This is a genomic window from Streptomyces capoamus, assembly GCF_014654935.1.
Lineage (GTDB): Bacteria > Actinomycetota > Actinomycetes > Streptomycetales > Streptomycetaceae > Streptomyces > Streptomyces capoamus.
On the sequence record NZ_BNBF01000050.1, the window covers coordinates 6,017 to 7,197 of the forward strand.

The 1,181-nt window shown below is 73.8% G+C and carries 2 protein-coding genes and 1 pseudogene; all 3 read left to right on the forward strand.

Annotated elements, in window-relative coordinates; translation table 11 throughout:
• Positions 1-207, forward strand: a 207-nt coding sequence (locus IE312_RS37345) for a hypothetical protein (RefSeq protein WP_189986765.1), incomplete at its 5' end; no start/stop codon positions are given.
• Positions 208-295: 88 nt separating this feature from the next.
• The gene (locus IE312_RS37350) at positions 296-1,030 is read left to right on the forward strand and encodes a response regulator transcription factor (protein ID WP_189986766.1); all 735 of its coding nucleotides are present in this window, start codon (positions 296-298) and stop codon (positions 1,028-1,030) included.
• Positions 1,027-1,181 (forward strand): annotated as a pseudogene (locus IE312_RS43580) (two-component sensor histidine kinase); the annotation flags it as partial. The gene IE312_RS37350 and the pseudogene IE312_RS43580, both read left to right, overlap by 4 nt.

A 1,181-nucleotide genomic window follows, 5' to 3' on the forward strand; every position in this document is an offset into this window, starting at 1 on the left:
CCCCACCGCTTCGCCGAACGCGGCCCCGCCGGTCTCACCCTGGCCCTGGCCATCGTGTCCGAACTGCACGTGCCCGTTCCGGCCCCCCGCGTCCCCGAGGTGGCGGCCGTGACGCCGGTGCCCCAGCTGATGGGCCTGCGCACCTCCGCCGCCCGCCCGCACCGCCGCAAGGTGCCGCTGCACCGCCTGAACACGGTCGCCGCCTGACCGGCGGGCGTGTCCCCGGCCCCCCGGCATGGCAGGCTGAGGGACACCGACCACCCCGTCCCCACCGCACCCCGAGGAACCGTCAGCGATGAGTCCCGCCGAAGGCGACCGCGACCCCCAGCGCATCCTGATCGTCGACGACGAGCCGGCCGTGCGCGAGGCCCTCCAGCGCAGCCTCGCCTTCGAGGGGTACGGCACCGAGGTCGCCGTCGACGGCGCGGACGCCCTGGAGAAGGCCGCGGCCTACCAGCCGGACCTGGTCGTGCTGGACATCCAGATGCCGCGCATGGACGGCCTGACGGCGGCCCGCCGCATCCGGGGTGCGGGCGACACCACCCCGATCCTGATGCTCACCGCCCGCGACACGGTCGGCGACCGGGTCACCGGCCTGGACGCGGGCGCCGACGACTACCTCGTCAAGCCCTTCGAACTGGACGAACTCTTCGCCCGCATCCGCGCCCTGCTGCGCCGCAGCTCCTACGCGGCGGCGGTCTCCGCACAGGCCCAGGAGGACGAGGCGCTCACCTTCGCCGACCTGCGCATGGACCTCGCGACCCGGGAGGTCACCCGGGGCGGCCGGCCGGTCGAGCTGACCCGCACCGAGTTCACCCTGCTGGAGATGTTCATGGCACACCCGCGCCAGGTGCTCACCCGCGAACAGATCCTGAAGGCGGTGTGGGGCTTCGACTTCGAGCCCTCCTCCAACTCGCTCGACGTCTACGTGATGTACCTGCGCCGCAAGACCGAGGCCGGCGGCGAGCCCCGCCTGGTGCACACCGTGCGCGGCGTGGGCTACGTCCTGCGGCAGGGCGGCGCCGAGTGAACCGGCTGGCCCGCCGGTACCGGGCCCTGCCGCTGCGGGCCCGGCTGGCCATGCTGGTCGCGGCGGCGGTGGCGTTCGCGGTGGCGGCGGTATCGGTGACGTGCTGGTTCATCGTGGAGCGGAAGCTGTACAACCAGCTCGACCAGGACCT